The organism is Pararhodobacter aggregans, assembly GCF_003075525.1.
GTDB lineage: Bacteria > Pseudomonadota > Alphaproteobacteria > Rhodobacterales > Rhodobacteraceae > Pararhodobacter > Pararhodobacter aggregans.
The window spans coordinates 300,220-326,996 of the sequence record NZ_QDDR01000003.1 but is presented as its reverse complement, the minus strand read 5'-3'; the positions used below and the strand labels follow the sequence as shown (position 1 = coordinate 326,996).

The following is a 26,777-nucleotide window of genomic DNA, read 5'->3' as shown; positions in this document are numbered from 1 at the left end:
ATACCCGGTCTCATTCCGCGGTGTCCTCGGTGCCGATGAACCCGCCCGACTGCCGCTCCCAGAACCGCGCGTAGAGCCCGCCGCGCGCCAGCAACTCGGCGTGGCTGCCCTCTTCGGCGACATGGCCGTCGTCCAGCACCACGATCCGGTCCATGCGGGCGATGGTCGACAGTCGGTGGGCGATGGCGATGACGGTCTTGCCCTCCATCATCCCGTAGAGCGTCTCCTGGATCGAGGCTTCGACCTCGCTGTCCAGCGCCGAGGTCGCCTCGTCCAGCACCAGAACCGGCGCGTCCTTCAGGATCACCCGGGCGATGGCGATCCGCTGGCGTTGCCCGCCCGACAGTTTCACGCCGCGTTCGCCGACCCGCGCGTCATAGCCCTGCCGCCCCTCGGCATCGGCCAGTCCGGCGATGAATTCCTCGGCCTCGGCCCGCCGCGCGGCTTGCAGCATCCGGGCCTCGTCGGCGCCGCTGCGGCCGTAGAGGATGTTTTCCCGCACCGAGCGGTGCAGCAACGCCGTGTCCTGCTGGACCATGCCGATCTGCGCGCGCAGACTGTCCTGCGTGACCCGCGTCACGTCCTGTCCGTCGATCAGGATGCGTCCGCTTTCGGGGTCGTAGAACCGCAAAAGCAGCTTGACGAGGGTCGATTTGCCCGAGCCCGAGCGCCCGACCAGCCCCAGCTTCTCGCCCGGGCGGATGGTCAGGTCGATGCGGTCCAGCCCGCCGGAACCCCGGCCGTAATGGTGGCTGACCCCCTCGAACCGGATCTCGCCGTCCGTGAACGCCAGGGGCTTCGCGCCCGGCGCATCGGTCAGGGTGATCGGCTGGGCGATGGTATCCATCCCCTCGGCCACCACGCCGAGGCTGCGAAAGAAGGAACTCACCGCCCACATGATCCAGCCGGTCATGGCGTTGAGCCTCAGCACCAGCGCCGAGGCGGCGGCGACGATGCCGACGCTCGCCGTGCCCGCCGACCAGAGCCAGATCGCCCAGCCGACCACGGCGACGATCAGGAAACCGTTCAGCGTGACCAGCCAGAATTCCATCGTGGTGAAGATCCGCATCTCCACCTGCATGGTCTTGCGAGCCCGCTCGATCGCTTCCTTGGCATAGGCGGTTTCGTGGTCGTTCTGGGCGAACAGTTTGACCGAATGGATGTTGGAATAGGCATCGACCACCCGGCCGGTGATGGCGCTGCGGGCGTCCGAGGCCGCCTCGGAGGCCGGACCGACCCGCTTGATCGTCCAGCGCAGCAGCGTGCCATAGAGCACCAGCCAGATCAGCAGCGGGATCACCAGCTGCGGATCGGCGCCGGCCAGCAGCACGCCGGCCCCGACGATATAGGCGACGGAATAGCCCAGCGCGTCAAAGATCTGGAACACGGCCTCACCCGCGGCGGGCGGGGTCTGCATGATCCGGTTGGCGATGCGCCCGGCGAAATCGTTCTCGAACCAGCCGACCGACTGGCGCAGCACATGGCGATGCGAGCGCCAGCGGATCAGCGTGCCGAAATTGGGGATGATCGCGTTGTTCAGGAGCGCGACGGTGACCAGCTGCAACACCGGCCTGAGGAACAGCAGGAACAGCGCGGCGAGGATCATCTCGGTCCCGTGTTCGGCCCAGAATTCGGCCGGGCCCGCCTCTTCGAACAGGTCGACGAGGCGGCCAAGATAGCCCAGCAGCCCGATCTCCATCGCCGCGACGATGACCGAGAACAGGCCGGTTACGGCAAAGACCTTGCGGAACGGGCGCATGTAGACACCCAGGAACGACCACAGGCGGCGCGGCGGTGTGTCGTTCTCGGGATAGGCGGCATAGGGATCCACCAGGTTTTCAAAAAATCTGAACAATCCGCCAATCCTTCACCTGTGAAGGCAATCTAGGGCGGAGTCGGGGATCAGGCCAGCCCCAGCAGCGCAAGAAGCTGTGCGCGGTCGGGTTTCAGATCCTGCGCCAGCCAATGCTCCTGCGCCCGGGCCAGCGCCCGGCCCAGATCCGGACCCAGCAGCATCGGCATCAGGTCCCTTGGCTTCAGCGGGAAATCGGCCTGCGCGCCGCGCATCACCTCGGCCTGCCAGCCCGGGGCAGGGGGCGTCTCCAGCAGCGCCGCCCGCCCCAGCAGCGCGTCGCAGCCCAGCCGCCAGCCCAGCCGCCAGCCGAGGGCTGCGGGGCTGTCGATCCCGGAAAAAGCGTCTCTCACCTTGCCGAAATCGCGGGTTTCGGCCTTGGACAGGCGCAGCGTTTCCACCTCAGTGGTCAGCACCGCCAGCCTGCGCAGCCAGCCGCCCGGTTTGTCCCCTTCCAGATGCACCAGCACCGGCAGCGCCTGCGGCTGGGCGCCGGGCAGGACAGGCAGCAGCACCCCCGATTGCGCCATGGCGGCGATGGCGGGGGCGGGGTCCGGGGCGTCGAGGAGCTTCTTCAGTTCCGCCGTCACCCGTTCGCGCGAAAGCGTCTCTAACATGGCCGAATGTTCGGCGCAGGCGGCCAGCGCCTCGGCGTCCAGACCCTGCTCGGGGTCGCCGTATTGGGCGTGGAAGCGGAAGAAGCGCAGGATGCGCAGGTAATCCTCGGTGATCCGCGCCTGCGGGTCGCCGACGAAGCGCAGCCGCCGGGCCTGCAGGTCGGGCAGGCCGCCCAGCGGGTCGATCAGCGTGCCGTCCGCCTGGGCATAGAGCGCGTTCATGGTGAAATCCCGCCGCGCCGCATCCTGCTGCAACGAGGCGCCGAAGGATACCCGGGCGTGGCGGCCGAAGCTCTCCTCATCGTGGCGGAAAGTGGTGACCTCAAAGCCCTCGCCGCCCGCGACGACGGTCACGGTGCCATGGGCAATGCCGGTCGGCACCGCCTTCAAACCGGCCGTTTCGGCAAGTCGAGAGACGGTTTCAGGCAGCGCATCGGTGGCGATGTCCACATCCGCGACCGGCACGCCCAGCAGGGCGTTGCGCACGCAGCCGCCGACCGCCAGCGCGTGATACCCGGCGCCGGTCAGCATGCCCATCACCGACTGGGTGGCGGGATTGTCGAGCCAGTCGCCGCTGACCTTCATGCCGCGCGGGCCGCCAGCGCCCGGAGCATCCGCGCCGTCGCGCCCCAGATGTAATAGGGGCCCCAGGGCACGGTGTAATAGCTGCGCCATTGCCCCAGCCAGCGGCGGCGCTGCACCGAGTAGGCGCCTTCGTCCATCAGATGGGCGAGCGGCACGAAGAAGGCTTCCTCGACCTCGCCCGCCTCGGGCACCGGGGTGAAATCCCCGTCGATGACGCCGACGAAGGGCGTCACGCGAAAGCCGGTCACGGTCTCATGCACCGGCATCGCGCCCAGCACCCGCACCCGGGCGGGGTCGAGGCCCACTTCCTCCTGCGCCTCGCGCAGGGCGGCGGCTTCGGGTCCCGCGTCACCGGGATCGACCTTGCCGCCCGGAAAGGCGATCTGCCCCGGGTGATGCTTCAGGGTCGAGGCGCGCTTGGTCAGGATCACATGCCAGCCGCCCGGCTTTTCAGCCAGGGCGATCAGCACGGCGGCGGGCCGCAGTTTCAGCCCGGTGGGCCGAAACTGCGGGTTCAGGTCGAAATCCGAGGATTGCGGGCCGTCGCGGTTCAGCACGTCCCGCAGATGCTCGATGATCTCACGCCTTGCCGCCATTACTCGCCTCGAACCCCACGCTCTTCGGGTCGAGAACGTAATGCGCCCCGCAGAATTGGCAATCGGCGGTGACCGTACCCTCGGGCGTGGTCATGTGGCCGATGTCCTTGGCCGAATAGATCGACAGCGACTGACGCACCTTGTCCTCGGAACACGAGCAGCCGAACTCGATGCGCTGGGCATCGTAGACCCGCGGCTCTTCCTCGTTGAAGAGCCGCAGCAGCAGGTCGGTCGGCTGCACGCTGGGGCCGATCAGCTCCAGCTCCTCGACGGTGTCGAGCAGGATGTTCACCCGGCTCCAGTTTTCGGCATCATCGCCCGAGACGAGATCGCGCGCGTGCAGCAGACCGTTGTCGCCGGTCGCCCCGCCCTGGGCATAGGGGCTGGCCTTGGGCATGTGCTGCAGCATCACGCCGCCGGCGCGCCAATGCTCGGCCTGACCGGCCATCTGGTTGCGGCCATGCGCGGTCGAGAAGCGGGTCGGCAGCTGTTCCGATTGCGCGAAATAGGTCTCGGCGCAATCGCTCAGCGACTGGCCGGCGATCGGGGTGATGCCCTGATAGGGCTGCATGCCCTCGCCCTGGTCGATGATGATCGCCAGATAGCCCTCGCCGATCTGATCGAACCCGCGGTCCGTCAGGCTGAGGCGCTCGTTGTCGAAGCTGGCCCAGGCGCGGATCCGCGCGGGGGCGCCATCGGCGGTGGGGGCGTAGTAATCGGTCGCGATCAGCCGCGCCGCGCCCTTGCCGCGCACCTGCAGCGACAGGCGCCAGCGCAGTTTCAGCGTCTGGCCGATCATGGCGGTCAGCAGGACGGCCTCGGCCACCAGATCCTCGATCGGGGCCGGGTAGCGGTGCTGCGAGAGCACCGTATCGAGGACACCGTCCACACGGGCGACTCGGCCGCGCACGTCGGCCTTGTCCAGCTGGAACGGCAGGACGGTATCGTCCCAGGCGATTTGCGCACCGAGAGTCATCAGGAAACCTTCACATCATGGGGCTTGGTTTTAAGGCCGTCATATAGGAATCCTTTTCCTGGGGCCAAGGGGCAAAGCGATTCGCGCGTTCCTCGGGCAGACAACAAGGAGACGGGCATGATCCCGCGATACGGCGACCCGCGCGAAAGCGGGCAGCGCTATCGGCTGAGGCCGGGCGCCTATGCGGTGCTCTGGCGCGACGGGCGGGTGTTGCTGACCCATCAGCAAGACCCCTGGCCCGAGTTCCAGCTGCCCGGCGGCGGCATCGACCCGGGCGAATCACCGATCCAGGCCCTGCACCGCGAGGTCTATGAGGAGACCGGCTGGCGCATCGGCGCGGCGCGGCGGCTGGGGGCCTTCCGGCGTTTCACCTTCATGCCGGAATACGACATCTGGGCGGAAAAGCTCTGCCATATCTTCCTGGCGCGGCCGGTGCGGCGGCTGGGCCCGCCGACCGAACCCGGCCACAGCGCGCAATGGATGGCGCCGGAGGATGCGGCAGATCGGGTCGGCAACGCCGGCGACGCCGCCTATCTGCGGCGGGTGATCCGGGGGCTCACATGATCCCGCGGCGCACCTTCCTGTTGCTGGCGCTGGCGGCCTGCGCCCGCGGCCCGCAGTTTCGCGACTATGACGGGCCCGAGGTGACCGAGGTCCGGGTCCTCAAATCCGAGCGGCGGATGGAGCTGTGGTCCGGCGCGACCCGCCTTCGGACCTATGACATCGCGCTGGGCGCCAATCCCCTGGGCCACAAGCAGCAACAGGGCGATTCCCGCACGCCCGAGGGGGAATACCGCATCGACCGGCGCAACCCGGCCAGCGCTTTCCATCTGTCCCTGGGGATCGATTATCCCAACGCGGCGGATGTGGCGCGGGCGCAGGCGGCGGGGGTGGATCCCGGCGGCGACATCTTCATCCACGGGACCGGCACGCGCAGCCGTTTCAGCCGCTACCGGCGGGGCGACTGGACGGATGGCTGCATCGCCGTGACGAATCGCCAGATCGAAGAGATCTACGCCATGGTCCGCGACGGGACCCGCATCGTCCTGACCGCTTAGGAGCGGTTGGGCCGCGTATCGGCGACCGGCGCCTGCTGGGCGATCTGCTGCGAGGCCCCGGCGGGAATCGCAGGCGCACCGGTGGTCAGGCACCACCAGATCTTGCCATTCGCTTCCTGATACCAGGCAAAGCCCAGATCGAGGGCGCGGGCGTCCAGCAGGATACTGCGCGTGTCCTCCTGCGACAGCCAGGCGGTCAGCGTCTCGATCTCGGTCTCATAGGTCTCGGACACCGCCTCGCCCAGGAAATAGCCGGTGTAGCCGACGCGCCGCACCCGGTCGATCGGCGAGGAGCCGTCCGAGCCGAAATGCCAGGGCCGCACCTGCACCGACATGTCGCGGGCATGGGTGGCAGCGGCGGTGGTCAGGTCCTGGCTGAACTCGACGCCCGGCAGGCCCTGCTGCTGGCGTACCGTGTTCAGCGCATCGCGCATCCGGGCCTGCACCTGGGTCGCATCGCCGGGGGTGATCCGGTAGACCACCGGCATCGGCCGGCCGTCGGTGCCCAGCCGCATGGCGGTTTCGGGCGGCGCAGACGAACAGGCGGCCAGCGCGGCCGCCGCGGAAAACGCGGCGAGGAGGGAGAGGTCGAGTTCGGACATTTTTGTCTCTGACTGCTTCGATCCTCCAGCCATAGCGAAATTCTGCCAAAAACTCAACGGTACTGGCCGGGGCGCCCCGCGCTCTGCGTTGCGAGAACGCGGTTTTTCGCGTAGCATGGCGAAAAACAAGAATACAAAGCAGTCGAGCAGTTTCATGCCCAGCGATCTTTTCCCGCGGTTCAGCCGCCGGGGTTTCCTTGCGACGTCCGCCGCCTTTGGCGGGGCGCTGGCCGCGCCCGCGGTCATGGCGCAATCCGCGCCACCCCCCAGCGCGCTGCAGAACTCCACCCAGATGGAAGAGGACGTGCGCGAGACGACGCGCCGCAACGCCTCCAGCTTCCGCACGATGGAATGGCGCGATCACTTCGACAGCCTGCGCAAGGGCGCGATCCTGGCCGATACGATCAGCCGCTGCGTGCATTTCTGGTCCGAGGACGGGCGGACCTATCGCCTTTACCCCTCGTCGGTGCCGATGACGGACGAGCTGACCCGCCGCGGCCGGACCGAGGTGGTGCAGAAGGTCCTCGGCCCCGACTGGCGGCCCACGGCGGACATGCTGGCGCGCTATCCCGACTGGCCGCGCTATGTCGGACCGGGCCCGGACAACCCGCTTGGCACCCATGCGCTGTACCTCGGCTGGCCGGCCTATCGGGTCCATGGCACGCATGACACGCGCAAGATCGGGCGGCGCTCCTCGAGTGGCTGCATCGGCCTCTACAATGAACATATTGCACAGCTTTATTCCTTCGCGCAGGTCGGAACACAGGTGTTGCTAATTTGACGACATCGGGGCGAAGATGCGTGAAAAGCCGCACGTGCCCCGTTGCAATTCAGCCCGCAAACTGCTTTCAGATCAGATACGAGGTATCGTCTTGGGTGCATGTTCCTGTCCTCATAACAAAACAGGGGCATGCGAATACTGGAGGTTGACATGAAGAAACTTGCTCTCGCTGGCCTGCTGGCCGTCGTCGGCACCGGCGCCATGGCTTCGGGCTACGTTGCCCCGCCGATGGTCGAGCCGGAAGTCGTTGTGGCTCACTCGTCGTCGTCGGTTGGCGGCATCGTGATCCCGCTGCTGCTGCTGGTTCTGGTCGCCGCTCTGGCGAACTGATCCGCACACGCGATCAAACAAAGGGGTCAGGTTCGCCTGGCCCCTTTCGTTTTGCCCAAAGCAAAGGCCCGGCGGGAAACCTGCCGGGCCTTTGCTCATTCTGCGATGCAGAAAGTTACGCCAGCCAACCGGCCAGATTGCGCCCGGCAATGGCCGCCAGCGCGTCCATATGGGCCGAATCATCGTTCAGGCAGGGGATATAGGTGAAGCTCTCACCGCCTGCATGGACAAAGGCCTCGCGAATCTCGCCCTGGATTTCCTCCAGCGTTTCGATGCAATCGGCGCTGAAGGCGGGGGCGATCACGGCAATGTTACGCACCCCCGACTGGGCCAGTTTCGCCACATGCTCAACGGTATAGGGCTTGAGCCATTCCTCGCGCCCGAACACCGACTGGAACGAGGTGTCGATCGCGTCCGCCTCCCAGCCCAGCCGCTCGCGCAGCAGCCGCGTCGTCTTCTGGCACTGGCAATGATAGGGGTCGCCCTCGCGCAGGTAGCGCTGCGGCATGCCGTGATAGCTGGCCACCAGCCGGTCCGGCCGTTGCGGCAGTGCGGCATAGGACCGTTCGACCGAGGCGGCCAGCGCCTCGATATAGAGCGGATCGTCGAAATAGGCGGGGACGGTGCGGGCGGCGGGCTGCCATTTCTGACCCATCAGCGCGCGGAAGAACTGGTCATTGGCGGTGGCGGTCGTGGCGCCCGCGTATTGCGGGTAGAGCGGGAAGAACAGGATCTTCTCGCAGCCCGCCTTGACCATCTTCTCGACCACGCTCGCGGTCGAGGGGTTGCCGTAGCGCATGCAGAACTCGACCTGCACCGCGCCGCCATAGGCCTCCTGCATCCGGCTCGCCAGCGCCTCGGTCTGGGCGCGGGTGATGGTCATCAGCGGGCTCTCGTCGCGCTCCTTGTTCCAGATCAGCCGGTAATTCGCACCCGAGGTGAAGGGGCGTTTCGACAGGATGATGAGCTGCAACAGCGGCTGCCATTTCCACGGCGCGATGTCGATCACCCGCCGGTCGGACAGGAATTCGTTCAGATAGCGCCGCATCGACCAGTAATCGGTCGCGTCCGGCGTGCCCAGATTGGCCAGCAGGACGCCGACCTTGGCCCGGGGCAGGGCGGGGTGGTCGGCGGGGGCATGGGCCGGTCGGTGCAACTCGGTCATCGGCTTCCTCTCTGGTGGCGACCCAGACCTAGCGGGCGGGCCGGTCCCGTCAATCCTTGAGCCGGGGGGCTGCGGCAAAAGGCGCGGGCTCCAGGCCGGTTTCCGTGGTCCCCAGCGCCGCCGCCAGCCGTTGCGCGGCCGACCCCGGGCGCAGGGGCTTCTGCTGGCCCTCGGCGGGCGCCCAGCCGGTCAGGAACAGCGTCTCGACCGTGGCTTGCAGGCGGCCCTCGGCATCGGCGAAACTCTCGGCATAGAGCCGGGCGGCCCGGGCCAGCACCGCACGCCTGAGCGGCGCCCGGTGGCGGGCGTCCAGCGCGTTGACCTCGCCCATGGCGCGCAGGTCGCGCACCAGATGCAGCAGGTCGCGATAGAGCACCGTCCGCGTGAAACTGTCCGCCACCGGCAGCGCCAGCCCGGCCCGCTGCAACAGCGCGCCCAGATCGCGGATCTCGCCCATCGGCACCACCCGGGGCGACAGGCCGCCGGTCACGTCGCTTTCCGCCTGCGCCAGCACCATGCGCAGTTCCTGCAGGCTCTGCCCGCCAAACAGCACGCCGATGAACAGCCCATCGGGCTGCAGCGCCCGGGTCGCCTGGATGATCTGGCCCAGCGGATCGTCGGCCCAATGCAGGGCCAGCGCGTGGATCACCAGATCATGGGCGCCGGGTTCCAGATCCAGCACCTCGGTATCCGGGATCAGCCTTGCGCCGGGCAGGCGACCCGCCCAGACCTCGGGGAAAGGCGTCACCACGGCGGGCGCCGTAAACGTTCTGTTAACCTCGGCGAGTCTTTCCTGAACCTCGTCAGCCGCATCCTCGTGCAGGAAGAAGGCGGGCGCGCGGCGGGCGCGGGCGCGGAAACGCTCCAGCGCGGGGCGGTCGGTCAGGGCAGGGGGGCGTTGGGCACTCATGGCAGGTGTGTTTGGCCTTGCGGAGGGCGAAGTCAAGACCGGGCTTCGGCGCGCGGCCCGGCTTGTGCTGGACACGCTCTATCCGCCGCATTGCCTGGCCTGCGACGCGGCGGTGCTGGAACCCGGCACGCTCTGCGGTGCCTGCTGGGTCGGGGCGGCGTTCCAGACCGGCCTGTCCTGCGACAAATGCGCGGCACCCCTGCCCGGCGACCCGGCCGAGGCGCCGGTCCTCTGCGACGATTGCCTGCGCGTCGCCCGACCCTGGAGCCACGGGCGCGCCGCACTCCTCTACGGCGGCACCGGGCGGCAGCTGGTGCTGGCGCTGAAATACGGCGACCGGCACGACATCGCCTGCCCGGCGGGGCGCTGGCTGGCGCGTCAGGCCGCGCCCCTGTGCCGCGCCGATACGCTGGTCCTGCCGGTGCCGCTGCATCGCGCGCGCCTGTTCCACCGCCGCTATAACCAATCGGCGTTGCTGGCGCTGGCGCTGGCACGCGAGCTGGACCGCCCGGCGCTGCCCGACCTGCTGCTGCGCACCCGGCGCACCGGCATCCAGGACGGGCTGAGCCGCGCCGCCCGGTTCGAGAACCAGCAGGGCGCCATCGCCCCCCGCCCCCGCCGTGCCAGACGGATCGAGGGGCGGCATGTGCTGCTGGTCGATGACGTCATGACCTCGGGCGCGACGCTGGCCGCGGCGGCGGAAGCCTGCTTTGCCGCGGGCGCCGATGATGTCGATGTCATCGTTCTGGCCCGGGTTCTGCGCGAGGAATGATCGTCAGACCGTAATCACGGTTCACAAGCCCCCTCCGGCGCACTACATCCAAAGCAATCGTGAAAGGATGCGCCATGGCCAACGTGGAAATCTACACCTCGCCCTTCTGCGGCTATTGCCACGCCGCCAAGCGGCTGCTGAAGCAGAAGGGCGTGAGCTTCACCGAAATCGACGTGCTGGAACACCCCGACCGCAAGGCCGAGATGGTGAACCGCGCCAAGGGCGGCCGCACCGTGCCGCAGATCTTCATCGACGGAAAGCACATCGGCGGCTCGGACGATCTGCACGCGCTGGACCGGCGGGGCGGGCTCGACCCGTTGCTGGCGGGATGATGCGCGCCGGTCTCTGCCAGTTGAGCGTCGGCGACCTGCCGGCCGGGAATGTGGCGCTGGTGCGCGACGCCGTGCGCAGGGCGGTGGCGGGCGGGGCGGGCTTCGTGCTGACGCCGGAATGCACCAATTGCATCTCGGCCGACCGCAAGCACCAGCAGAATGTCCTGACTGTCGAGGGCGAGGATCCGGTCCTCGCCATGCTGCGGGACGAGGCAGCGCGGGCCGGGATCTGGCTGCTGGCGGGCTCGTTGATCCTGAAGACCGCCGATCCGGAGGATACCCGCTTTGCCAACCGCTCGATCCTGATCGGGCCGGATGGCGGCATCGCCGCGCGCTATGACAAGATCCACCTCTTCGACGTGCAGGTGACGGAGACCGAGACCTACCGCGAATCGGCCGGCATCCGGCCGGGCGACCGCGCGGTGCTGGCGCAGACGCCGTTTGCGGCGCTAGGCATGACGATCTGCTACGACGTGCGTTTCCCTCACCTCTACCGCGCGCTGGCGCAGGCGGGAGCACAGGTGCTGACCGTCCCCGCCGCCTTCAGCCCGGTCACCGGCGCCGCGCATTGGGAGACGCTGCTGCGCGCCCGCGCCATCGAGACGGGCTGCTACGTGCTGGCCCCGGCGCAGACCGGGCAGCACCCCCAGACCACTGGCCGCCAGCGTGCTACCTACGGGCACGCGCTGGCCATCGCTCCCTGGGGCGAGATCCTGGCCGATGCCGGGACCGAACCGGGGCTGATCTTTGCCGACCTCGATCTGGGCGCTGTGGAGCATGCCCGGACCCGGGTGCCCTCGCTCGAACACGACCGCCCCTTCGCGCCGCCGGAGCGCCTGACGTGAAGAACCTCGACGACCTCGCCATCCCGCTCTTTGCCGAGCTGTTCATGGCCGATCAGCTGGCCCGCGCCCGGCTGACCAAGGTGCTGCCGCGCGGAATGGAGCTGTCGCATTTCAGCGTGCTGAACCTGCTGGCCCGCAAGCAGGAGGAACGGACGCCCGCGCAACTGGCCAAGGCGTTCCACGTGACCCGGGGCGCGATGACCAACACGCTGGGCAAGCTGGAGGTCGCGGGCCATATCCACATCCGCCCCGACTGGGACGATGCGCGGCGCAAGTTCGTCTCGATCTCGCCCGCCGGGCGGCAGGCGCGGGACGCGGCGCTGCATGCCATCGCCCCGGTGATCGGGGCGCTCGCCACCAAGATCGGCACCGACAAGGTGCGCGCCGTCCTGCCGGTGCTGCGCGAGTTGCGGTCGGAGCTGGAGAACGAGGATTAGGCAGTCGGGCGCAGGCTGGCCAGTTTCAGCCCGAAGCCGATGAAGACCACGCCGGTGACTGCCTTGAGCCAGCGCTGGAACCGTGCGCCTTGCGTTGCAGCGCTGAGCCTTGCCAGCAGCAGGACCACGGCCGAAAACCAGATCACGTTTATCATCGAATGGATGAACACCAGTTCAAAGGCGGTGGCGACCGGATGCGCCCCGACCGGGACGAATTGCGGAAAGACCGCCAGATAGAACATCGAGACCTTGGGATTGAGCCCGTTGGTCAAGAGCCCCTCCAGATAGGCCCGCCTGAGCGTCCGCGCGCGCCGGGCGGGCGCGACCTCGGCCAGTGGCGCCGCGCCCCGCCAGGCGGCGATCAGGGATTTCACGCCGATCCACAGCAGATAGGCCGCGCCTGCCAGCTTCACCAGCGTGAAGGCCGTCGCCGATTGCATCAGCAGGATCGAGATGCCGAGGATCGACAGCGTGCCGTGGATGTAGAAGGCGGTGAAGAAACCGGCGATGGCGGCAAAGCCCGCGGCGCGGCCCGAGGTCGGCACCAGCCGGGCGATCAGCACGCCATTGGGGCCGGGCGAGGTGACGAGGAGCGTGGTCGCGACCACGAAGGCAAGAAGCTGGGCCGAGGACATGGGACACCGGGGGCAGGGGGATCGACTGTGACGCTAACGCCTCGCCCCCGGCGGCGGCAAGGGGCCACCCGTTGCAATCGCCGCGCCGATCGCCCATCTTGGCCCTGCGCCCCCGGCTGACCGGCGGGTGCGGCCCATGGAGAGTGGATGTCAGAGCTTGTGTGACTAGGTCCCCGTCGCCGGGGACCGCGTGATCCGGAACCAGCCGGGCGGCGTGACGCTGCCGGGTGATCTGACACGTCTGTCATACGAGACATCCATGAATATTTCCCGACCGGAACAACGGACCTTGCACGTCCTGGCCCTGGGGGGCCGAATCCAGCACGAGCGCGGCGAGGGCCGCAAGATCATCGACACCACCTGCTACACCCGCGAGGGGATGGTGCTGGCTGATTGCGACCTGCGCGTCTTTCAGAAGCTGAAGCGCAAGAAGCTGATCGAATCACGGGGCGGCGACGCCTACCGCATCTCGCACCGCGGGCGGCTGAGCGTCCGCGCCCAGCTCGACAATCAGGGGGGGTGAGGGATGAAGATCCGCGATGAAATCCCCGCCGACGCGACTCTTCTGGACCGGATGATCACCGAGTCCTTCCTCACCGCCCGTGTCGCGAGCGGCGGGGAGGCCGGGATTGTCCGGCGCCTGCGGGAGGATGGTGCGCTCTGGCTTTCACTGGTGGCCGAGGACGCGGGCGCGATCCTCGGCCATATCGCCGTCTCGCCCTCGTCCGTAGGCGGGCAGGCGGGCTGGGCACTGATCGGCCCGCTGGCGGTGGCGCCGGGGCATCAGGGGCAGGGCATCGGTTCCGCGCTGATGCACGCGGCGCTGGAGCGTCTGCGGGGGCGGGCGCCGGGCGTGGTGCTGGTCGGCGACCCCGGCTATTACCGCCGCTTCGGGTTCCGGCCGTTCGACGGGCTGCATCTGCCCGGCATCCCGCCGGAGGTGACGCTGGCGCTGCCGTTCGGGCCGGATACCGTGCCCAAGGGCGCGCTGGTCTGCCATCCGGCCTTTGACGGCTGACAAAGGAAAGGGCCGGGGATCGCTCCCCGGCCCTTTTCGTCGCGGCTGACCCGATCAGGCCAGCGTGCGTTCCACGGTCTGACGCTCGAAGATCTCGATCACGTCGTTGTCGCGGATATCGTCGTAGTTCTCGAAGGCCATGCCGCATTCCTGGCCCGAGATGACTTCCTTCACCTCGTCCTTGAAGCGCTTCAGCGTCTTCAGCGTGCCTTCGTGGATCACCACGTTGTCGCGCAGCAGACGGACGCCGGCCGAACGACGCGCCACGCCTTCGGTGACCAGACAGCCGGCGACCTTGCCGACGCCCGAGACCTTGAAGACCTGCATGATCTTCGCATAGCCGATGAAGTTCTCGCGAACCTCGTCCTTCAGCAGGCCCGAGGCCGCCGCCTTGATGTCGTCGATCAGGTCGTAGATGATCGAGTAATAGCGGATCTCGACGCCCTTCTGGGACGCGGAACTGCGCGCTGTGGCATTGGCGCGGACGTTGAAGCCGATGATCGGCGCGCCCGAGGCTTCCGCCAGGCCGACGTCCGAATCGGTGATCGCGCCGACGCCGTAGTGCAGAACCCGCACCCGGACCTCGTCGTTGCCGACCTTCTCCAGCGCCTGCACGATGGCCTCGGCAGAACCCTGCACGTCGGCCTTCACCAGCACCGGCAGCTCGGCCACGTCCTGGTCGGCCTTGGCCTTGGCCATCAGCTGTTCCAGCGTGGTCGCGGCACCGGCGGCGGCGCGCTTGTCCTTGGCGGCATGGGCGCGGTAATCGGCGATCTCGCGCGCCTGGGCTTCGGTTTCGACCACGTTCAGCACGTCACCGGCTTCCGGGGTGCCGTTCAGGCCCAGAACCTCGACCGGGACCGAGGGACCGGCCTCGTCGACCCGCTCGCCCTGATCGTTGATCAGCGCGCGGACCTTGCCGTATTGCTCGCCGACGACAAAGATGTCGCCCTTGCGCAGCGTGCCGTGCTGAACCAGCACAGTGGCCACCGGACCGCGGCCCACGTCGAGCTTGGCCTCGATGACCGCACCCTGCGCCGAGCGCTTGGGGTTGGCCTTGAGTTCGAGGATCTCGGCCTGCAGCGCGATGGCTTCGAGCAGGCTGTCCAGCCCCTTGCCGGTCAGCGCCGAAACCTCGACATCCTGGACGTCGCCGCCCATTTCCTCGACCACGACCTCATGCTGCAGCAGCTGCGTGCGGACGCGGTTGGCGTCGGCCGAGGGCTTGTCGCATTTGTTGATCGCCACGATCATCGGCACACCGGCCGCTTTCGCGTGGTTGATCGCCTCGATCGTCTGCGGCATGACCGAATCGTCGGCCGCCACCACCAGAACCACGATATCCGTGACCTGCGCACCGCGGGCCCGCATCGAGGTGAAGGCCGCGTGACCGGGCGTGTCGAGGAACGACAGCACCGCCCCCGATTCGGTTGTCACCTGATAGGCGCCGATGTGCTGGGTGATGCCACCGGCCTCGCCCGCCACGACGTTCGCCTTGCGGATCGCGTCCAGCAGCGAGGTCTTGCCGTGGTCGACGTGGCCCATGATGGTGATGATCGGCGGACGCGAGACGAGATCCTCGTCCTTGTCCTGCACGGTGTCGATCACCTGCTCCACATCCGCGTCCGAGACGCGAATCGCCTTGTGACCGAATTCCTCGATCACCAGCTCGGCGGTATCGGCATCGATCGCCTGATTCATGGCGACCATCATGCCCATCTTCATCAGGGCCTTGACCACGTCGGCGGCGCGTTCCGCCATCCGGTTGGCCAGTTCCTGCACGACGATGGTTTCCGGCAGGCGCACTTCACGCGACTGCTTCTCGGCCTTGTGGCCCATGCCCAGCGCCTTGGCGCGGGCCTTTTCCTGCTTGCGCTTCATGGCGGCCAGCGAGCGCTGGCGCCCGCCCTCGCCACCGTCCAGCGCGGCAGTCAGCGTCAGCTTGCCGGCGCGGCGGCCGGCGTCGTCGCCCTTCTTGCCACGCGAATCGCGGTCCTCGCGCTCGCGCTCGGACTTGCGGGGCGCGCCCACGGGGCCACCGGCCGGACGCGGCGGGGTGCTGCGTTCGGCGGCGGGGGCATTGGCCGGGCTCGGCGCCGAGGGGGCGCGGTCGGCGCCACGGGCCGGGCGCTCGGCCTTCTCGGCCACGGCGGCGGCGGCCTTTTCAGCCACGGCGGCAGCGGCTTCGGCGACCTTGCGGGCCTCTTCCTCTTCCTTGGCCTTGCGGGCTTCCTCGCGTTCACGCTCTTCGCGCTCGCGGGCCTCGATCTCGGCGCGGCGGCGCTCGCGGTCTTCCTCGCGCTGGCGCTCTTCCTCGGCGCGCTGGATGGCCTCGTCGGCCTCCCGTGCCTTGGCGGCGCGGACAGCGGCCAGACGGCGCTCCATCTCGGCGTCGGAAATGCCTGCGGGGCGGCGCGAGCCCAGAGTGCCCGCCGCCGGTTTGTTCGCCGATCCGTCCGACGCACCACCCGCGGCGCCGGGCTTGGGCACCACAACGCGCTTGCGCTTGGTTTCCACCACAACCGCCTTGGTCCGCCCGTGGCTGAAGCTCTGCTTCACTTGCCCGGGGGTCGAGCCGCTGCGCAGCCCAAGGGGTTTCTTGCCGTCAGTATCGCTCATGCGTCTCGTCAATCCTCTCGGGTGGCGCCACAATGGCCACCGTCCTGCCCGCGCAAACGCGCGAGTTTCGCCGCTTCCTCTACTACACGTGCAGACAGACCGCCAGCGGCAAGCGCGGCATGTATCACATGTTCCCGGCCGAAAGCCAAACCGATTTCCCCAGCCAGCAGACAGCCGACAAAACCGTCCTCGCCCGGCGGGGCCTTCAGCTTCGTCTTGCCCCGTTCAGAGCCGTCGGTGGCCTGGATCAGCACCACCGCCTCTTCCGACCGAAGCCAGTCCTTCACCTTCTCGTAGCCCGCCACCGCCTGACCCGCCTTGCGGGCCAGCGCCAGCAGACCGATCACGCGCCGCGTCTGCAGGTCGTGGACAAGCGCGTCCAGATCCGCAGGCACCGTGACCGGCTCCCGGGCCGCGCGGGCGAAGAGCTTCTTCTTCGCCGCCTGCGCGATCAGCGCCCGGTCGGCCGAGACATAGATCCCGCGACCGGGCAGCTTGCCCTCGATATCCGGCACCAGCGCGGCGCCCGGCCCCACCACGAAGCGGATCAGCCCACCCTTGGGCTGAACCTCGCCCGAGACGATGCAGCGCCGTTCCGGCCCGTCCTGGTCCTTGACGCGCCCGCCCCTGGTCATGGGTCGGACTCCTTACGCGTCGTCTTCGTCGTCGGCGGGCTCTTCCTCGGCCTCGGCCTCCAGCTCGGCGGGATCGACCCAGCCCAGCAGGACGCGCGCGGTCATGATCATGGTCTGCGCCTCTTCGAGGCTCATCTCGAAGGGCTCGAGGATGCCGTCGTCCTTGACACGCTGACCATTGACCGACGTCCAGCCACCGGCCAGTTCCCAGTCCGCACAGGTGGCGAAATCTTCCAGCGTCTTGATGCCGTCTTTCGCCAGTGCCTCGATCATCTGGGGCGTCAGACCCTCAAAGTCAATGAGGCTGTCCTCGACACCCAGCGCGCGGGCATTGTCCAGCGCCGCCTGATTGGCCGCCTCGATCCGGTCGCGGGCCCGGGCTTGCAGCTCGGTCGCGGTGCCTTCGTCGAAGCCGTCGATCGACAGAAGCTCGTCGATTTCGACGTAGGCCACTTCTTCCAGATTGGTGAAGCCTTCGGCGACCAAGAGCTGCGCCATCATCTCGTCGATGTCGAGCGCTTCCATGAACAGGTTGGTCCGCTCGGCGAATTCCGCCTGACGACGGGCCGATTCGTCCGACTCGGTCATGATGTCGATGTCGAGGCCGGTCAGCTGGCTGGCCAGACGCACGTTCTGACCGCGGCGGCCGATGGCGAGCGAGAGCTGCTCATCCGGCACCACGACCTCGATGCGGGCCGCATCCTCGTCGATCACCACTTTCGACACTTCGGCCGGTTGCAGCGCGTTGACGAGGAAGGTCGCCTGATCCTCGTTCCACGGGATGATGTCGATCTTCTCGCCCTGCAGCTCGTTCACCACGGCCTGCACGCGCGAGCCGCGCATACCGACGCAGGCGCCGACCGGGTCGATCGAGTTGTCATAGGAAATGACCGCGATCTTCGCCCGCGAACCCGGGTCGCGGGCCACGGCCTTGATCTCGATGATGCCGTCATAGATCTCCGGCACTTCCATCTTGAAGAGGGCAGCCATGAAATCGGGCGCGGTCCGCGACAGGAAGACCTGCGGGCCCCGGGCCTCGCGGCGGACATCCTTGATGAAGCAGCGGATGCGGTCGTTCGGGCGATAGGATTCGCGGCCGATCTTCTCGTTGCGGCGCAGGATGCCTTCGCCCCGGCCGATATCGACGATGATGTTGCCGTATTCCTCGCGCTTGACCTGACCGTTGATGATCGTGCCGACGCGGTCCTTGAACTCGTCGAACTGGCGATCCCGCTCGGCTTCGCGGACCTTCTGCAGGATGACCTGCTTGGCGGATTGCGCGGCGATGCGGCCCAGTTCGACCGGCGGCACGTCATCCTTCAGCTCGTCGCCGATCTGCGGGTCGGCCATGAATTGCTTGGCCTGCGCCACGGTCATCTGGGCGTGGTGGTTTTCGAATTCCTCGTCGGCCACCACGGTGCGGATTCGGGTGAACTGGGCGCGGCCGGTCTTGCGGTCGATGTGGACGCGGATGTCCATATCGGCGCCATAGCGCGACTTCGCGGCCCGGGCGAGGCTGTCTTCCATCGCCTGAACGACCAGCTCGGGGTCGATCAGTTTCTCCCGCGCGACGGCTTCGGCCGTCTGCAAGAGTTCAAGCTGGTTGGCGCTGGTGATGGCCATTCGTCACTCCTCCTCGGAAGCGTTTTCGGATTCGATGGAATCGAAGTCGGATTCGGTGATGGCGCCGGCGTCCTTGCGGGCGCGCAGCGTCTGGGCGATCAGCTCGTCGGTGAGCACCAGCTTGGCGTCCGAGAGCCACTCGAAGCGCAGGCCGATAATCAGCGGCTCGCCCTTTTCCTCGATCTCGACCAGCACTTCGCCCTCCTCGGTCCCTTGCAGGATGCCCTTGAAGCGGCGGCGGCCGTCGATCAATTCGCTGGTCTCCAGCCGCGCCTCGTGCCCCGACCAGGTGTCGAAATCCTTGAGCCGGGTCAGCGGCCGGTCGATGCCGGGGCTGGAGACCTCCAGCACATAGGCGTCCTCCAGCGGGTCCTCGACGTCCAGAACGGCGCCGACCAGCGTGGTGATCTCGCCCAGCTCGTCGATCTCGATCCCGCCCTCGGGCCGGTCGGCCATGATCTGCAGGGTGCGGGTCTTGCCCGACATCAGCCGGATGCGCACCAGCTCGAAGCCGGCGGCCTCGACCGCGGGCTGGACGATCTCGGCCAGGCGCCGGTCGATGGCGGTGCGGGCCACCAGATCTTCGGGCTGGCCGGGGGTCGGATCGGAGTGCAGGTCTTGGTCGGTCATGCGCGACCTCCAGAAATGAAAAAACGGGCCGAAGCGGCCCGCGATACTTTTCGGTGGGCTGCAGGTTTGGACCCTGCAGCGCCGCTGTTGAGGGCGATATACGCCCAAGCGCCGCTCGTTTCAAGCGCAATGTCGTGAGGCGGGATTCCGTTTGTCATATTTCGTCTGTAGGGTGCCGCCATGCCGTTGACCCGTCGCCTTTTCCTCACCCTCGCTGCCGCCAGCGCGCTGCCCCTTGGCCGCCCTGCCGGTGCCATCGCCGCCCGTGCCGACTCGCTTTTCCGCTGGGAAGGGGGCGGGCCGTTCTTCGGCGGCTTCTCGGGCATCCGGCTGACCCCCGGCCGCGACCGCGCGCTGGTGGTCAGCGACCGTGGATTCGCGCTGCGCGTCCGGCTGATCCGCGACGCGGCGGGGCGGTTGCAGGCGGTCGAGAAGATCGACCATTTCACCCTGCGCGACCCCGAGGGCAACGAGATGCCCGTCCATCGCGCCGATGCCGAGGGGCTTGATGTCGGCCCGGACGGCACGCTCTATGTCTCGTTCGAGGGCCCCCAGCCCCGCGTCTACGCCTATCCCGAGCTCGGCGGGCCCGCGGTGGCCCTGCCGGTGTCGCCCGACTGGCGCCGCCTGCCGAGGAACGCCAGCCTCGAGTCGCTGGCGCTCGATGCCCGGGGCGTCGTGCATGTCCTGCCCGAGGCCACGCTCGACGGCGGTCATCCGCTCTACCGGCTGCGCGACGGCTGGGAGGTCGCGGGCATGATCCCCTCGCGTGGCGGGTTCCGGCCGGTCGGCATGGATTTCGGGCCGGACGGCAACCTCTACCTGCTGGAACGCAAATTCCGCCTCGCCTTCTTCGCCACCCGCATCAGCCGCCTGCGCCCCGGCGCCTGGGACCGGCCCGAGACGCTGGTCGAGACCTCGCTGGGACAGCTCGACAATCACGAGGGGATCTCGGTCACCCGCGACCGTGCCGGGCAGCTTTGGGCCACGACAATCTCGGACGACAACCAGCTCCGCCTGCAGAACACCGAAATCGCCGAGTTCCGGCTGCCCGAGGCCTGATCCGGCCCCGATCAGGCCCTCAGCAGCCCGATGTTGCGCAGGCTGTCCATCACGCCGACCAGCTCGGCGGTGATGCCGGGTTCCGAGAGGGCGTGGCCGGCCATCGGCACCATCCGCAGCGTGCTGCCGGTCCACGCGCGGTGCAGCGTCCAGGCCATGACCGGCGGGCAGATCATGTCCAGCTGTCCCTGCACGATGGTGCCCCGGACGCCGGCCATCTTCCACAGATCCTCCAGCAACTGGCCGTCCCGGTCGAAGAAGCAATCGTTTGAGAAATAGTGATTCTCCAGCCGGGCGAAGGCGCGGGCGTAATCGACCGGGGTGTCGTGGAAGACCCGGGTCTCGACCGTGGCCAGCGCGTTCTCCCAATCGGACCAGAGCCGGGCAAAGCGCGATTCCTGGGCGAAGACCCCGGAGAAGAGCCGCCGCCGATAGGCGCCGATCAGATCGCCCTGCTCCTCGGGCGGGATCGCCTCGGCGAAGCGGGCCCAGAGCTCGGGGTAAAAACGCCCGGCGCCGCCGCCGTAGAACCAGTCGAGTTCTGCCTGCGTGCCCAGGAACACGCCCCGCAGCACCAGCCAGGCGGCATGGGCGGGATGGGCCTGGGCATAGGCCAGCGCCAGCGTCGCGCCCCAGCTGCCGCCGAAGACGATCCAGCGGCCGATGCCGAGGGTCTGGCGGATCGCCTCGATGTCGCGGATCAGGTGCTGGGTGGTGTTGGCCTCGACACTGGCATGGGGGCGCGAACGGCCGCAGCCGCGCTGGTCGAAGAGGACGATCCGGTAATGCAGGGGATCGAAGAAGCGCCGCATCATCGGGCTGGAGCCGCCGCCCGGTCCGCCATGCAGCACCACCACCGGCACGCCCGCCGGATTGCCGCATTCCTCGACATAGAGGCTGTGCCCGTCGCCCACATCCAGCATCCGCCGCTCGTAGGGTTCGATCGGGGGATAGAGGAAGGCGGCTGCGCTCTTTTGCTCGTGGGACTTGTCCATCATCCGGTCTATATACCGCCCAATCGCCGCATTCCACGGGATGCGGGCGGAAAAGGCAAGCCGGAGCGCAGGATGAGCACCAGTATCGACCCCGCCGAAGTCGCCAAATTCGAGGCCATGGCCGCGGATTGGTGGGATCCGCATGGCAAGTTCAAGCCCTTGCACATGCTGAACCCCTGCCGTCTGGACTATATCACCAGCCAGATCGCCGCCGAATTCGACCGGGATCTGACCGGGCCGAAACCTTTCGAGGGGCTCAGGCTGCTGGATATCGGCTGCGGCGGGGGGCTGCTCAGCGAGCCGATGGCGCGGCTGGGGGCCACGGTGATCGGCGCGGACGCCGCACCGCGCAACATCCCGGTGGCGCAGATCCATGCCCAGCAATCAGGGCTGGAAATCGACTATCGCCATACCACGGCCGAGGATCTGGCGGCGGCGGGCGAGCGGTTCGACGTGGTGCTGAACATGGAGGTGATCGAGCATGTCGCCGATCCCCAGGCTTTCCTGATCGCCTGCCATGACCTGCTGAAACCCGGCGGGCTGATGATCTGCTCGACCCTGAACCGCAATCCCAAGAGCTATGCCATGGCGATTGTCGGCGCCGAGGTGGTGATGCGCTGGTTGCCGAAGGGGACGCATGACTGGGCGAAATTCATCACGCCGGACGAGCTGTACGCGCTGATCCGCAGCGCCGCGCTGGATCCGGTCGACCGCAAGGGGATGGTGTTCAACCCGATCCTCTGGCGCTGGTCGCTGTCGGACCGGGATCTGTCGGTGAATTACGTGACGGCCTCGGTGCGCAGGTAGCGAGGGGTTTCGCCCTCGTTGCCCGCTGACGCGGGCGCCTCGGGCGACGGAAGCGGGGGGCGCTGCCCCCTCGACTCCCGGCCGCGCCACTGGCGCGTTTCCGAGACGCCGCTCACCCCCCGCCCAAGGGGGTTTTCCACCCCCTTGGGGAACCCCCGAGGATATTTGCAGAACAAAGAAGCGATCAGGCGCCGAGGATCAGGGCGGCGGCCTTTTCGGCGATCATCAGCGTCGGCGAATTGGTGTTGCCCGAGGGGATGGTCGGCATGATCGAGGCATCGGCGACGCGCAGGCCCTGGACGCCGTTGACCCGCAGGTCCGGCCCGGTCACGGCGCGGGGGTCGGTGCCCATGCGGCAGGTGCCGACCGGGTGGAAGATCGTGGTGCCGATCTCGCCCGCGGCGCGGATCAGATCCGCCTCGGTCTGGGCCCCGGGGCCGGGTTTGAATTCCTCGGGGCGGTACTGCGCCAGCGCGGGCGCGGCCATGATCCTTCGGGTCAGGCGGATGGCGTTGGCGGCGGTCAGGCGGTCGCTTTCGGCGCTGAGGTAATTGGGCTGGATCACCGGCGGGGTCCGCGGGTCGGGGCTGGCGAGGCGGATATGGCCGCGGCTGTCGGGGCGCAGGTGGCAGACCGAGGCGGTGATCGCCGGGAAGGGATGCGGCTTCTGGCCGAAGGCTTCGAGGCTGAGCGGCTGGACGTGGTATTCGAGATCGGCGCGCTCCACCGTGGCGCTGGAGCGGGCGAAGGCGCCGAGCTGCGAGGGGGCCATGGACATCGGCCCGCTGCGCCTGAGCGCGTATTCGGCGCCGATCAGGGCCCGGCCGATGAGGGAATTCGCCATCGTGTTCAGCGACTTGCCGCCGGTGATCTTGTAGGCGAGGCGCAATTGCAGATGGTCCTGCAGATTCTCGCCCGCGTCGCAATCGTGGAGCGGCGCGATGCCGAGCGCGCGCAGCCGCGGGGCGGGGCCGATGCCAGCCAGCTGCAGGAGCTGGGTGGAGCCCACCGAACCGGCGCAGAGGATCACCTCGGCCCGGGCGCGGGCCTCGGCCGGGTGGCCATCGCGCAGGTAGCGGATGCCGGTGCAGCGGGTGCCGTCGAACACGAGGCCGGTCGCCTGCGCCTGGGTGTGGATCGCCAGATTGCCGGAGCGCCGCGCCGGGCGCAGGAAGGCCTTGGCCGCGTTCCAGCGCCAGCCCGCCCGCTGGTTCACCTTGAAATAGGCCACGCCCTCGTTGTCGCCGGTGTTGAAATCGGCGGTCGCGGGGATGCCCACCTCCTGCGCGGCCTTCGCCCAATCGTCCAGCACCTGCCAGCGCAGGCGCTGGTTTTCCACCCGCCATTCGCCGCCGGTGCCGTGCATATCGCCAGCCTCACCGGCCGCGTAATCCTCATGCGCCTTGAACAGCGGCAGCACGTCGTCCCAGCCCCAGCCGGTATTGCCCATCTGCCGCCATTGGTCGTAATCCGCCGCCTGACCGCGCAGATAGAGCATGCCGTTGATCGACGAACAGCCGCCCAGCATCTTGCCGCGGGGATAGAGCAGCGAGCGGCCGTTCAGCCCCGGTTCGGGCGCGGTGCGCAGGCGCCAGTCGGCGCGGGGGTTGTCGATGCAATAGAGATAGCCGACCGGGACATGCACCCAGATGTAATTGTCCGAGCCCCCGGCCTCGAGCAACAGGACCTTGTGCTGGCGGCTGAGGCGGTTGGCCAGCAGCGAGCCCGCGCTGCCCGCGCCGACGATGATGTAATCCCAGACGTCCATGGCCGCCTCCCTGTCCGGGGCCACGATAGGCCCCGGCCGATTCGCGGGCAAGCGGCGCGGTGCCGATCTAGCGGCGGGGATTGTTGCCGATACTAGGGGTAGATATTGCCGAATCGCGGGGATTTTGCTAAGAATAACGTATGCTTATAACGCTTTGTTAAGACGGCCGGAAAGGCCGCGTTGACCCGGACAGAGGCAAGAATGAAACAACTCCTGACAGCTTCCGTGCTGGCGCTGGCGACCATGGTCCCGGTGGCGGCCCTTGCCGGCCCGATCGAGGCCGCCTGCAACAGCTCGGACCGGCCCGGCGCCTCGCGCCAGCTTTGCCGTTGCATCGACGCGGCGGCGGACCATACGCTGACCCGGTCGGAGCAGCGCCGCGCCGCGCGCTTCTTCACCAATCCCGACGAGGCGCAATCGGTCCGCATGTCGCCGACGCGCGCCGACAACGAATTCTGGGCGCGCTATCGCAACTTCGGCTCGCTGGCCGAACAGATGTGCGCGACCGGCTGACCTAGCCGCGCTGCGCGGCGATCCGGGCGCGCCACAGGGTGAAGAGCCCGGCGCAGACCACGATCGCCGCGCCCACCGCCACATTGGGGCGCAGGGTCTCACCGAAGATGGTGATGCCGATGACGCTGGCGAAGACCAGCTGCAGATAGGCGAAGGGCTGGATCGCGTTCGCCTCGGCCACCTCATAGGCCTTGATGAGCAGGAAATGGCTGGAGGCCGAGGTGATGCACAACAGCCCCATCCACCCCCAGTCGCCCGCGCTCATCGGTTCCCAGAACCAGACGCCGACCGCCGTTGTGACCACGGCGCCGGTGACGCCGGTCCAGAAGAAGCTGACGGCGGCGGAATCGTAGCGCGCGACATAGCGGGTCAGCAGCCCGTAAAGCGCGAACATGAAGGCGGCGAGGACCGACATCAGCGCCTCGGGCCGGAAGACGCCGAAGCCGGGTTCCAGGATCACCAGCACGCCGACAAAGCCGATGCCGATGGCGACCCAGCGCCGCCAGCCGACTTTCTCGCCCAGCACCGGGCCCGATAGCGCCGCGATCAGCAGCGGATAGGTGGCGAAGACCGCATGCGCCTCGACCAGACCCAGCAGGACGAAGCTCATGATGGCGACGAAGATCTCCAGCGACAGCAGGGCGCCGCGGAAGATCTGCATCTTGGTCGCGCCCGAGCGGGCGGCGTTCTTCAGCCCCCCGGCCATGCGGCTGGCCAGCACGATGACGAAACTGGCGAAGAACCAGTAGCGGATCATCACCACCATGAAGACGTTGTATTCCCCGGCCAGATGGCGCGAGATCCCGTCCTGCATGGCGAAGACGAAGGTCACGGCGATCATCAGCCAGACGCCGAGGGTGGTGTTCTGACGGGCGCTCATGCGGATTTCCTGCCGTGCGTCATGTGTTTCTTGCGGCCAAAGCCGGGCTGGCGGGTGACGGTGAAACCAGCGGCCTCCAGCGCCCGGCGGACATGGCCCGCGGCGGTATAGGTGGCGCAGCTGCCCAAGGGGGCGGTGTGGCGCCCGACCTCGGCCAGCAGGTCATCGTTCCACAGTTCGGGGTTCCGCGCCGGGGCGAAACCGTCGAGGAACCAGGCATCGGCCGCGCCGTCCCAGTCGGGCAGCGTCTGGCGCGCATCGCCGATGATGACCTGCGCCGCGATCCCGTCGAGGGTGAGGCGCCGCACCGGGCCTTCCGCTGCCGCCCATTGCGCGACCAGCGCCCCGGTCTGGGGCAGGGCGAAGGGTTTCAGCGCGCGCTCCATGTCGGCGGCGGCCATCGGAAAGGCCTCGAACGACGTGAAACGCAGAACGCCGGGGCCGTCCCAGATCTGCGCCAGCGCCAGCAGGTTCAGCCCGGTGCCGAAACCCAGTTCGGCCACATGGAACCCGTCCCGCAGCCGCGCGGGCAGATCGTTGCCCGCCAGGAACACATGGCGCGTTTCCTCCAGCCCTCCGGTGAAGTAGGGATCGTCGAACGCCGTTGCGACCGGCGTGTCGCTCTCGGTCCAGGTGAGGTCGGGCTGGTTCATTCGCGTGTGAAGGGCTGCGTCAGGCCCTGCATGACGCGCGGGCAGGGGAAAGGCAATGGCACAATTCACCGTCATGGGGGCGGGGATCTTCGGCCTCAGCGCCGCCTGGGCGCTGGCCCGGCGGGGCGCCCGGGTGCGGGTGATCGAGGCCGCGCGCGTGGGTGCCGGATCCTCGGGCGGGATCGTCGGCGCGCTGGCCCCGCATGTGCCCGAGAACTGGAACACCAAGAAGGCGTTTCAGCTCGACAGCCTGTTGATGGCCGAGGGGTTCTGGGCAGAAGTGGCGCAGGCTGGCGGCCGCGACCCGGGCTACGCGCGGCTGGGCCGGGTGCAGCCGCTGGCGGACGAGGCCGCCGTGACCCGCGCGCGCGAACGGGGCGAGAAGGCGCGCGACCTCTGGCAGGGGCAGGCCGAGTGGCGCGTGGTGCCGGGGGATCAGGTGCCGGGAATGCGTCTGTCCAGCCCGACCGGATTGGTGGTCCATGACACGCTGACCGCCCGGATGCGGCCCCGCGGCGCGGCCGAGGCGCTGGTGGCAGCGCTGGCGACCAGGGGCGTGACGGTCGAGATCGGCGGCGAGCCCTCGGGTCAGGTGCTCTGGGCGACCGGGGTGCAGGGGCTGGCCGATCTGGGGATCGGGGCGGGGGTGAAGGGGCAGGCGGCCCTGTTCCGGGCCGATTTCCGCACCGCGCCGCAGCTTTTCGCTGACTCGCTGCATATCGTGCCCCATGCTGACGGCACCGTTGCCGTGGGATCGACCAGCGAACGCGATTACGCCAGCCCCGACAGCACCGACGAGCAGTTGGAGAGCCTGATCGAGCGGGTGCGGGCGCTGTGCCCCGACCTGGCCGGGGCGCCGGTGATCGAACGCTGGGCGGGCGTCCGCCCCCGCGCCCCGTCCCGCGCGCCGATGCTGGGGGCTTGGCCCGACAGGCCCGGGCATTTCGTGCTGAACGGCGGGTTCAAGATCGGCTTCGGCATGGCGCCGAAGCTCGCGGAACTGGCGGCCGATCTGCTGCTGGAGGGTCGGGACGCGGTGCCTGAGGGGTTTCGCGTCAGAGACAATCTCGGCCGCCGCTAG

Annotated in this window: 30 protein-coding genes; 14 read left to right on the top strand and 16 right to left on the bottom strand. The window is 68.3% G+C overall.

Translation table 11 applies throughout. The features are described from left to right. Nucleotides 1-10: 10 nt before the first annotated feature. Genes DDE23_RS08640 through hslO form a run of 4 tightly spaced genes read right to left on the bottom strand, consistent with a single transcriptional unit; the run spans nt 11 to nt 4,626 of the window. On the bottom strand, nt 11-1,855 hold the full coding sequence (locus DDE23_RS08640) for an ABC transporter ATP-binding protein (RefSeq protein WP_107751560.1): 1,845 nt from the start codon (nt 1,853-1,855) through the stop codon (nt 11-13). A gap of 47 nt (nt 1,856-1,902) precedes the next feature. Then, nucleotides 1,903-3,054, bottom strand: a complete 1,152-nt coding sequence (locus tag DDE23_RS08635) for a CCA tRNA nucleotidyltransferase (RefSeq protein ID WP_107751559.1) — start codon at nt 3,052-3,054, stop codon at nt 1,903-1,905. Further along, nucleotides 3,051-3,650: a CoA pyrophosphatase gene (locus tag DDE23_RS08630; protein WP_107751558.1), complete on the bottom strand. Its 600-nt coding sequence runs from the start codon at nt 3,648-3,650 to the stop codon at nt 3,051-3,053. Before DDE23_RS08630 ends, DDE23_RS08635 begins: the two co-directional genes overlap by 4 nt. Continuing rightward, entirely contained in the window at nt 3,634-4,626 is a 993-nt protein-coding gene (hslO, locus tag DDE23_RS08625) for an Hsp33 family molecular chaperone HslO (RefSeq protein ID WP_107751557.1), read from the bottom strand. Before hslO ends, DDE23_RS08630 begins: the two co-directional genes overlap by 17 nt. Before the next feature lie 117 nt (nt 4,627-4,743). On the opposite strand from hslO, the gene DDE23_RS08620 reads away from it, so the two are divergent. Continuing rightward, a complete protein-coding gene (locus tag DDE23_RS08620) occupies nt 4,744-5,190 on the top strand; it encodes an NUDIX hydrolase (protein ID WP_107751556.1) in 447 nt (148 codons plus the stop codon). Continuing rightward, entirely contained in the window at nt 5,187-5,684 is a 498-nt protein-coding gene (locus tag DDE23_RS08615; RefSeq protein WP_107751555.1) for a L,D-transpeptidase family protein, read from the top strand. The genes DDE23_RS08620 and DDE23_RS08615 overlap by 4 nt, the downstream gene beginning before the upstream one ends. Here the strand turns inward: DDE23_RS08615 and dalA are convergent. After that, on the bottom strand, nt 5,681-6,286 hold the full coding sequence (gene dalA / locus DDE23_RS08610; RefSeq protein ID WP_107751554.1) for a divisome-associated lipoprotein DalA: 606 nt from the start codon (nt 6,284-6,286) through the stop codon (nt 5,681-5,683). The genes DDE23_RS08615 and dalA overlap by 4 nt on opposite strands. 154 nt (nt 6,287-6,440) lie before the next feature. On the opposite strand from dalA, the gene DDE23_RS08605 reads away from it, so the two are divergent. Together DDE23_RS08605 and DDE23_RS08600 are read left to right on the top strand one after the other, a co-directional pair. Beyond that, nucleotides 6,441-7,067: a L,D-transpeptidase gene (locus DDE23_RS08605; RefSeq protein ID WP_107751553.1), complete on the top strand. Its 627-nt coding sequence runs from the start codon at nt 6,441-6,443 to the stop codon at nt 7,065-7,067. 150 nt (nt 7,068-7,217) lie between these two features. Beyond that, nucleotides 7,218-7,397, top strand: coding sequence for a hypothetical protein (locus tag DDE23_RS08600; protein WP_107751636.1), 180 nt, complete (start codon nt 7,218-7,220; stop codon nt 7,395-7,397). 115 nt (nt 7,398-7,512) lie between these two features. Here the strand turns inward: DDE23_RS08600 and hemH are convergent, their stop codons facing one another. Continuing rightward, entirely contained in the window at nt 7,513-8,562 is a 1,050-nt protein-coding gene (hemH, locus tag DDE23_RS08595; protein ID WP_107751552.1) for a ferrochelatase, read from the bottom strand. Nucleotides 8,563-8,611: 49 nt separating this feature from the next. Then, complete coding sequence (locus DDE23_RS08590; RefSeq protein ID WP_107751551.1) at nt 8,612-9,472, bottom strand: methyltransferase domain-containing protein; 861 nt, start codon at nt 9,470-9,472, stop codon at nt 8,612-8,614. Here DDE23_RS08590 and DDE23_RS08585 point away from each other — a divergent pair. From DDE23_RS08585 to DDE23_RS08570, 4 genes are all read left to right on the top strand, one after another. Further along, a complete protein-coding gene (locus tag DDE23_RS08585) occupies nt 9,471-10,244 on the top strand; it encodes a ComF family protein (protein WP_107751550.1) in 774 nt (257 codons plus the stop codon). The two genes, DDE23_RS08590 and DDE23_RS08585, sit on opposite strands and share 2 nt — an antisense overlap. A gap of 74 nt (nt 10,245-10,318) precedes the next feature. After that, entirely contained in the window at nt 10,319-10,576 is a 258-nt protein-coding gene (gene grxC, locus DDE23_RS08580; protein WP_107751549.1) for a glutaredoxin 3, read from the top strand. Beyond that, a complete protein-coding gene (locus DDE23_RS08575; RefSeq protein ID WP_107751635.1) occupies nt 10,576-11,421 on the top strand; it encodes a carbon-nitrogen hydrolase family protein in 846 nt (281 codons plus the stop codon). Before grxC ends, DDE23_RS08575 begins: the two co-directional genes overlap by 1 nt. 44 nt (nt 11,422-11,465) lie before the next feature. Continuing rightward, nucleotides 11,466-11,858, top strand: a complete 393-nt coding sequence (locus DDE23_RS08570) for a MarR family winged helix-turn-helix transcriptional regulator (RefSeq protein ID WP_107751634.1) — start codon at nt 11,466-11,468, stop codon at nt 11,856-11,858. Here the strand turns inward: DDE23_RS08570 and DDE23_RS08565 are convergent. Next, a complete protein-coding gene (locus tag DDE23_RS08565) occupies nt 11,855-12,493 on the bottom strand; it encodes a LysE family translocator (protein WP_107751548.1) in 639 nt (212 codons plus the stop codon). The genes DDE23_RS08570 and DDE23_RS08565 overlap by 4 nt on opposite strands. 259 nt (nt 12,494-12,752) lie before the next feature. On the opposite strand from DDE23_RS08565, the gene DDE23_RS08560 reads away from it, so the two are divergent. Together DDE23_RS08560 and DDE23_RS08555 are read left to right on the top strand one after the other, a co-directional pair. Next, nucleotides 12,753-13,016, top strand: a complete 264-nt coding sequence (locus DDE23_RS08560; RefSeq protein ID WP_107751547.1) for a YjhX family toxin — start codon at nt 12,753-12,755, stop codon at nt 13,014-13,016. Nucleotides 13,017-13,019: 3 nt separating this feature from the next. After that, nucleotides 13,020-13,511, top strand: coding sequence for a GNAT family N-acetyltransferase (locus DDE23_RS08555; protein WP_107751546.1), 492 nt, complete (start codon nt 13,020-13,022; stop codon nt 13,509-13,511). Between the two features lie 54 nt (nt 13,512-13,565). Here the strand turns inward: DDE23_RS08555 and infB are convergent, their stop codons facing one another. The 4 genes from infB to rimP are packed head-to-tail and all read right to left on the bottom strand — an operon-like array spanning nt 13,566 to nt 19,018. After that, nucleotides 13,566-16,130, bottom strand: coding sequence for a translation initiation factor IF-2 (infB, locus tag DDE23_RS08550; RefSeq protein WP_107751545.1), 2,565 nt, complete (start codon nt 16,128-16,130; stop codon nt 13,566-13,568). A gap of 8 nt (nt 16,131-16,138) precedes the next feature. Beyond that, on the bottom strand, nt 16,139-16,765 hold the full coding sequence (locus DDE23_RS08545; RefSeq protein WP_107751544.1) for an RNA-binding protein: 627 nt from the start codon (nt 16,763-16,765) through the stop codon (nt 16,139-16,141). A gap of 12 nt (nt 16,766-16,777) precedes the next feature. Then, on the bottom strand, nt 16,778-18,388 hold the full coding sequence (gene nusA / locus DDE23_RS08540) for a transcription termination factor NusA (RefSeq protein ID WP_107751543.1): 1,611 nt from the start codon (nt 18,386-18,388) through the stop codon (nt 16,778-16,780). A 3-nt stretch (nt 18,389-18,391) separates the two neighbouring features. Continuing rightward, nucleotides 18,392-19,018, bottom strand: a complete 627-nt coding sequence (gene rimP, locus DDE23_RS08535; RefSeq protein ID WP_107751542.1) for a ribosome maturation factor RimP — start codon at nt 19,016-19,018, stop codon at nt 18,392-18,394. A gap of 180 nt (nt 19,019-19,198) precedes the next feature. Here rimP and DDE23_RS08530 point away from each other — a divergent pair, with 180 nt between their 5' ends. Then, nucleotides 19,199-20,080: an esterase-like activity of phytase family protein gene (locus DDE23_RS08530; protein WP_107751541.1), complete on the top strand. Its 882-nt coding sequence runs from the start codon at nt 19,199-19,201 to the stop codon at nt 20,078-20,080. Nucleotides 20,081-20,091: 11 nt separating this feature from the next. On the opposite strand, the gene pip is transcribed toward DDE23_RS08530, so the two are convergent. Beyond that, nucleotides 20,092-21,075, bottom strand: coding sequence for a prolyl aminopeptidase (gene pip / locus DDE23_RS08525; RefSeq protein WP_107751633.1), 984 nt, complete (start codon nt 21,073-21,075; stop codon nt 20,092-20,094). Between the two features lie 72 nt (nt 21,076-21,147). Between pip and ubiG the strand changes: the two genes are divergently transcribed. Beyond that, entirely contained in the window at nt 21,148-21,882 is a 735-nt protein-coding gene (ubiG, locus tag DDE23_RS08520) for a bifunctional 2-polyprenyl-6-hydroxyphenol methylase/3-demethylubiquinol 3-O-methyltransferase UbiG (protein WP_107751540.1), read from the top strand. A gap of 184 nt (nt 21,883-22,066) precedes the next feature. Here ubiG and DDE23_RS08515 read toward each other — a convergent pair whose 3' ends face one another. Beyond that, the gene (locus DDE23_RS08515; protein WP_107751539.1) at nt 22,067-23,650 is read right to left on the bottom strand and encodes a GMC family oxidoreductase; all 1,584 of its coding nucleotides are present in this window, start codon (nt 23,648-23,650) and stop codon (nt 22,067-22,069) included. Nucleotides 23,651-23,851: 201 nt separating this feature from the next. On the opposite strand from DDE23_RS08515, the gene DDE23_RS08510 reads away from it, so the two are divergent. Continuing rightward, a complete protein-coding gene (locus DDE23_RS08510; RefSeq protein ID WP_107751538.1) occupies nt 23,852-24,163 on the top strand; it encodes a hypothetical protein in 312 nt (103 codons plus the stop codon). 1 nt (nt 24,164) lies between these two features. Here DDE23_RS08510 and DDE23_RS08505 read toward each other — a convergent pair whose 3' ends face one another. Continuing rightward, a complete protein-coding gene (locus tag DDE23_RS08505; protein ID WP_107751537.1) occupies nt 24,165-25,043 on the bottom strand; it encodes a DMT family transporter in 879 nt (292 codons plus the stop codon). Further along, nucleotides 25,040-25,696 carry a tRNA (5-methylaminomethyl-2-thiouridine)(34)-methyltransferase MnmC2 gene (gene mnmC2, locus DDE23_RS08500; protein ID WP_107751536.1) on the bottom strand — a complete coding sequence of 219 codons (657 nt, stop codon included), beginning with the start codon at nt 25,694-25,696 and terminating at the stop codon, nt 25,040-25,042. The genes DDE23_RS08505 and mnmC2 overlap by 4 nt, the downstream gene beginning before the upstream one ends. A gap of 55 nt (nt 25,697-25,751) precedes the next feature. Between mnmC2 and DDE23_RS08495 the strand changes: the two genes are divergently transcribed. Continuing rightward, a complete protein-coding gene (locus tag DDE23_RS08495; RefSeq protein WP_107751535.1) occupies nt 25,752-26,777 on the top strand; it encodes an NAD(P)/FAD-dependent oxidoreductase in 1,026 nt (341 codons plus the stop codon).

Coding starts and splice junctions, on each gene's coding strand:
- DDE23_RS08505 (WP_107751537.1), bottom strand. CDS start 25,043: ATGAGCGCCCGTCAGAACACCACCCTCGGCGTCTGGCTGATGATCGCC.
- DDE23_RS08515 (WP_107751539.1), bottom strand. CDS start 23,650: ATGGACGTCTGGGATTACATCATCGTCGGCGCGGGCAGCGCGGGCTCG.
- ubiG (WP_107751540.1), top strand. CDS start 21,148: ATGAGCACCAGTATCGACCCCGCCGAAGTCGCCAAATTCGAGGCCATG.
- DDE23_RS08600 (WP_107751636.1), top strand. CDS start 7,218: ATGAAGAAACTTGCTCTCGCTGGCCTGCTGGCCGTCGTCGGCACCGGC.
- infB (WP_107751545.1), bottom strand. CDS start 16,130: ATGAGCGATACTGACGGCAAGAAACCCCTTGGGCTGCGCAGCGGCTCG.
- DDE23_RS08590 (WP_107751551.1), bottom strand. CDS start 9,472: ATGAGTGCCCAACGCCCCCCTGCCCTGACCGACCGCCCCGCGCTGGAG.
- DDE23_RS08555 (WP_107751546.1), top strand. CDS start 13,020: ATGAAGATCCGCGATGAAATCCCCGCCGACGCGACTCTTCTGGACCGG.
- rimP (WP_107751542.1), bottom strand. CDS start 19,018: ATGACCGACCAAGACCTGCACTCCGATCCGACCCCCGGCCAGCCCGAA.
- DDE23_RS08495 (WP_107751535.1), top strand. CDS start 25,752: ATGGCACAATTCACCGTCATGGGGGCGGGGATCTTCGGCCTCAGCGCC.
- DDE23_RS08620 (WP_107751556.1), top strand. CDS start 4,744: ATGATCCCGCGATACGGCGACCCGCGCGAAAGCGGGCAGCGCTATCGG.
- DDE23_RS08560 (WP_107751547.1), top strand. CDS start 12,753: ATGAATATTTCCCGACCGGAACAACGGACCTTGCACGTCCTGGCCCTG.
- DDE23_RS08570 (WP_107751634.1), top strand. CDS start 11,466: ATGGCCGATCAGCTGGCCCGCGCCCGGCTGACCAAGGTGCTGCCGCGC.
- DDE23_RS08585 (WP_107751550.1), top strand. CDS start 9,471: ATGGCAGGTGTGTTTGGCCTTGCGGAGGGCGAAGTCAAGACCGGGCTT.
- hslO (WP_107751557.1), bottom strand. CDS start 4,626: ATGACTCTCGGTGCGCAAATCGCCTGGGACGATACCGTCCTGCCGTTC.
- pip (WP_107751633.1), bottom strand. CDS start 21,075: ATGGACAAGTCCCACGAGCAAAAGAGCGCAGCCGCCTTCCTCTATCCC.
- DDE23_RS08630 (WP_107751558.1), bottom strand. CDS start 3,650: ATGGCGGCAAGGCGTGAGATCATCGAGCATCTGCGGGACGTGCTGAAC.
- DDE23_RS08545 (WP_107751544.1), bottom strand. CDS start 16,765: ATGACCAGGGGCGGGCGCGTCAAGGACCAGGACGGGCCGGAACGGCGC.
- DDE23_RS08635 (WP_107751559.1), bottom strand. CDS start 3,054: ATGAAGGTCAGCGGCGACTGGCTCGACAATCCCGCCACCCAGTCGGTG.
- DDE23_RS08615 (WP_107751555.1), top strand. CDS start 5,187: ATGATCCCGCGGCGCACCTTCCTGTTGCTGGCGCTGGCGGCCTGCGCC.
- hemH (WP_107751552.1), bottom strand. CDS start 8,562: ATGACCGAGTTGCACCGACCGGCCCATGCCCCCGCCGACCACCCCGCC.
- DDE23_RS08565 (WP_107751548.1), bottom strand. CDS start 12,493: ATGTCCTCGGCCCAGCTTCTTGCCTTCGTGGTCGCGACCACGCTCCTC.
- DDE23_RS08575 (WP_107751635.1), top strand. CDS start 10,576: ATGCGCGCCGGTCTCTGCCAGTTGAGCGTCGGCGACCTGCCGGCCGGG.
- DDE23_RS08530 (WP_107751541.1), top strand. CDS start 19,199: ATGCCGTTGACCCGTCGCCTTTTCCTCACCCTCGCTGCCGCCAGCGCG.
- DDE23_RS08605 (WP_107751553.1), top strand. CDS start 6,441: ATGCCCAGCGATCTTTTCCCGCGGTTCAGCCGCCGGGGTTTCCTTGCG.
- nusA (WP_107751543.1), bottom strand. CDS start 18,388: ATGGCCATCACCAGCGCCAACCAGCTTGAACTCTTGCAGACGGCCGAA.
- DDE23_RS08510 (WP_107751538.1), top strand. CDS start 23,852: ATGAAACAACTCCTGACAGCTTCCGTGCTGGCGCTGGCGACCATGGTC.
- mnmC2 (WP_107751536.1), bottom strand. CDS start 25,696: ATGAACCAGCCCGACCTCACCTGGACCGAGAGCGACACGCCGGTCGCA.
- grxC (WP_107751549.1), top strand. CDS start 10,319: ATGGCCAACGTGGAAATCTACACCTCGCCCTTCTGCGGCTATTGCCAC.
- dalA (WP_107751554.1), bottom strand. CDS start 6,286: ATGTCCGAACTCGACCTCTCCCTCCTCGCCGCGTTTTCCGCGGCGGCC.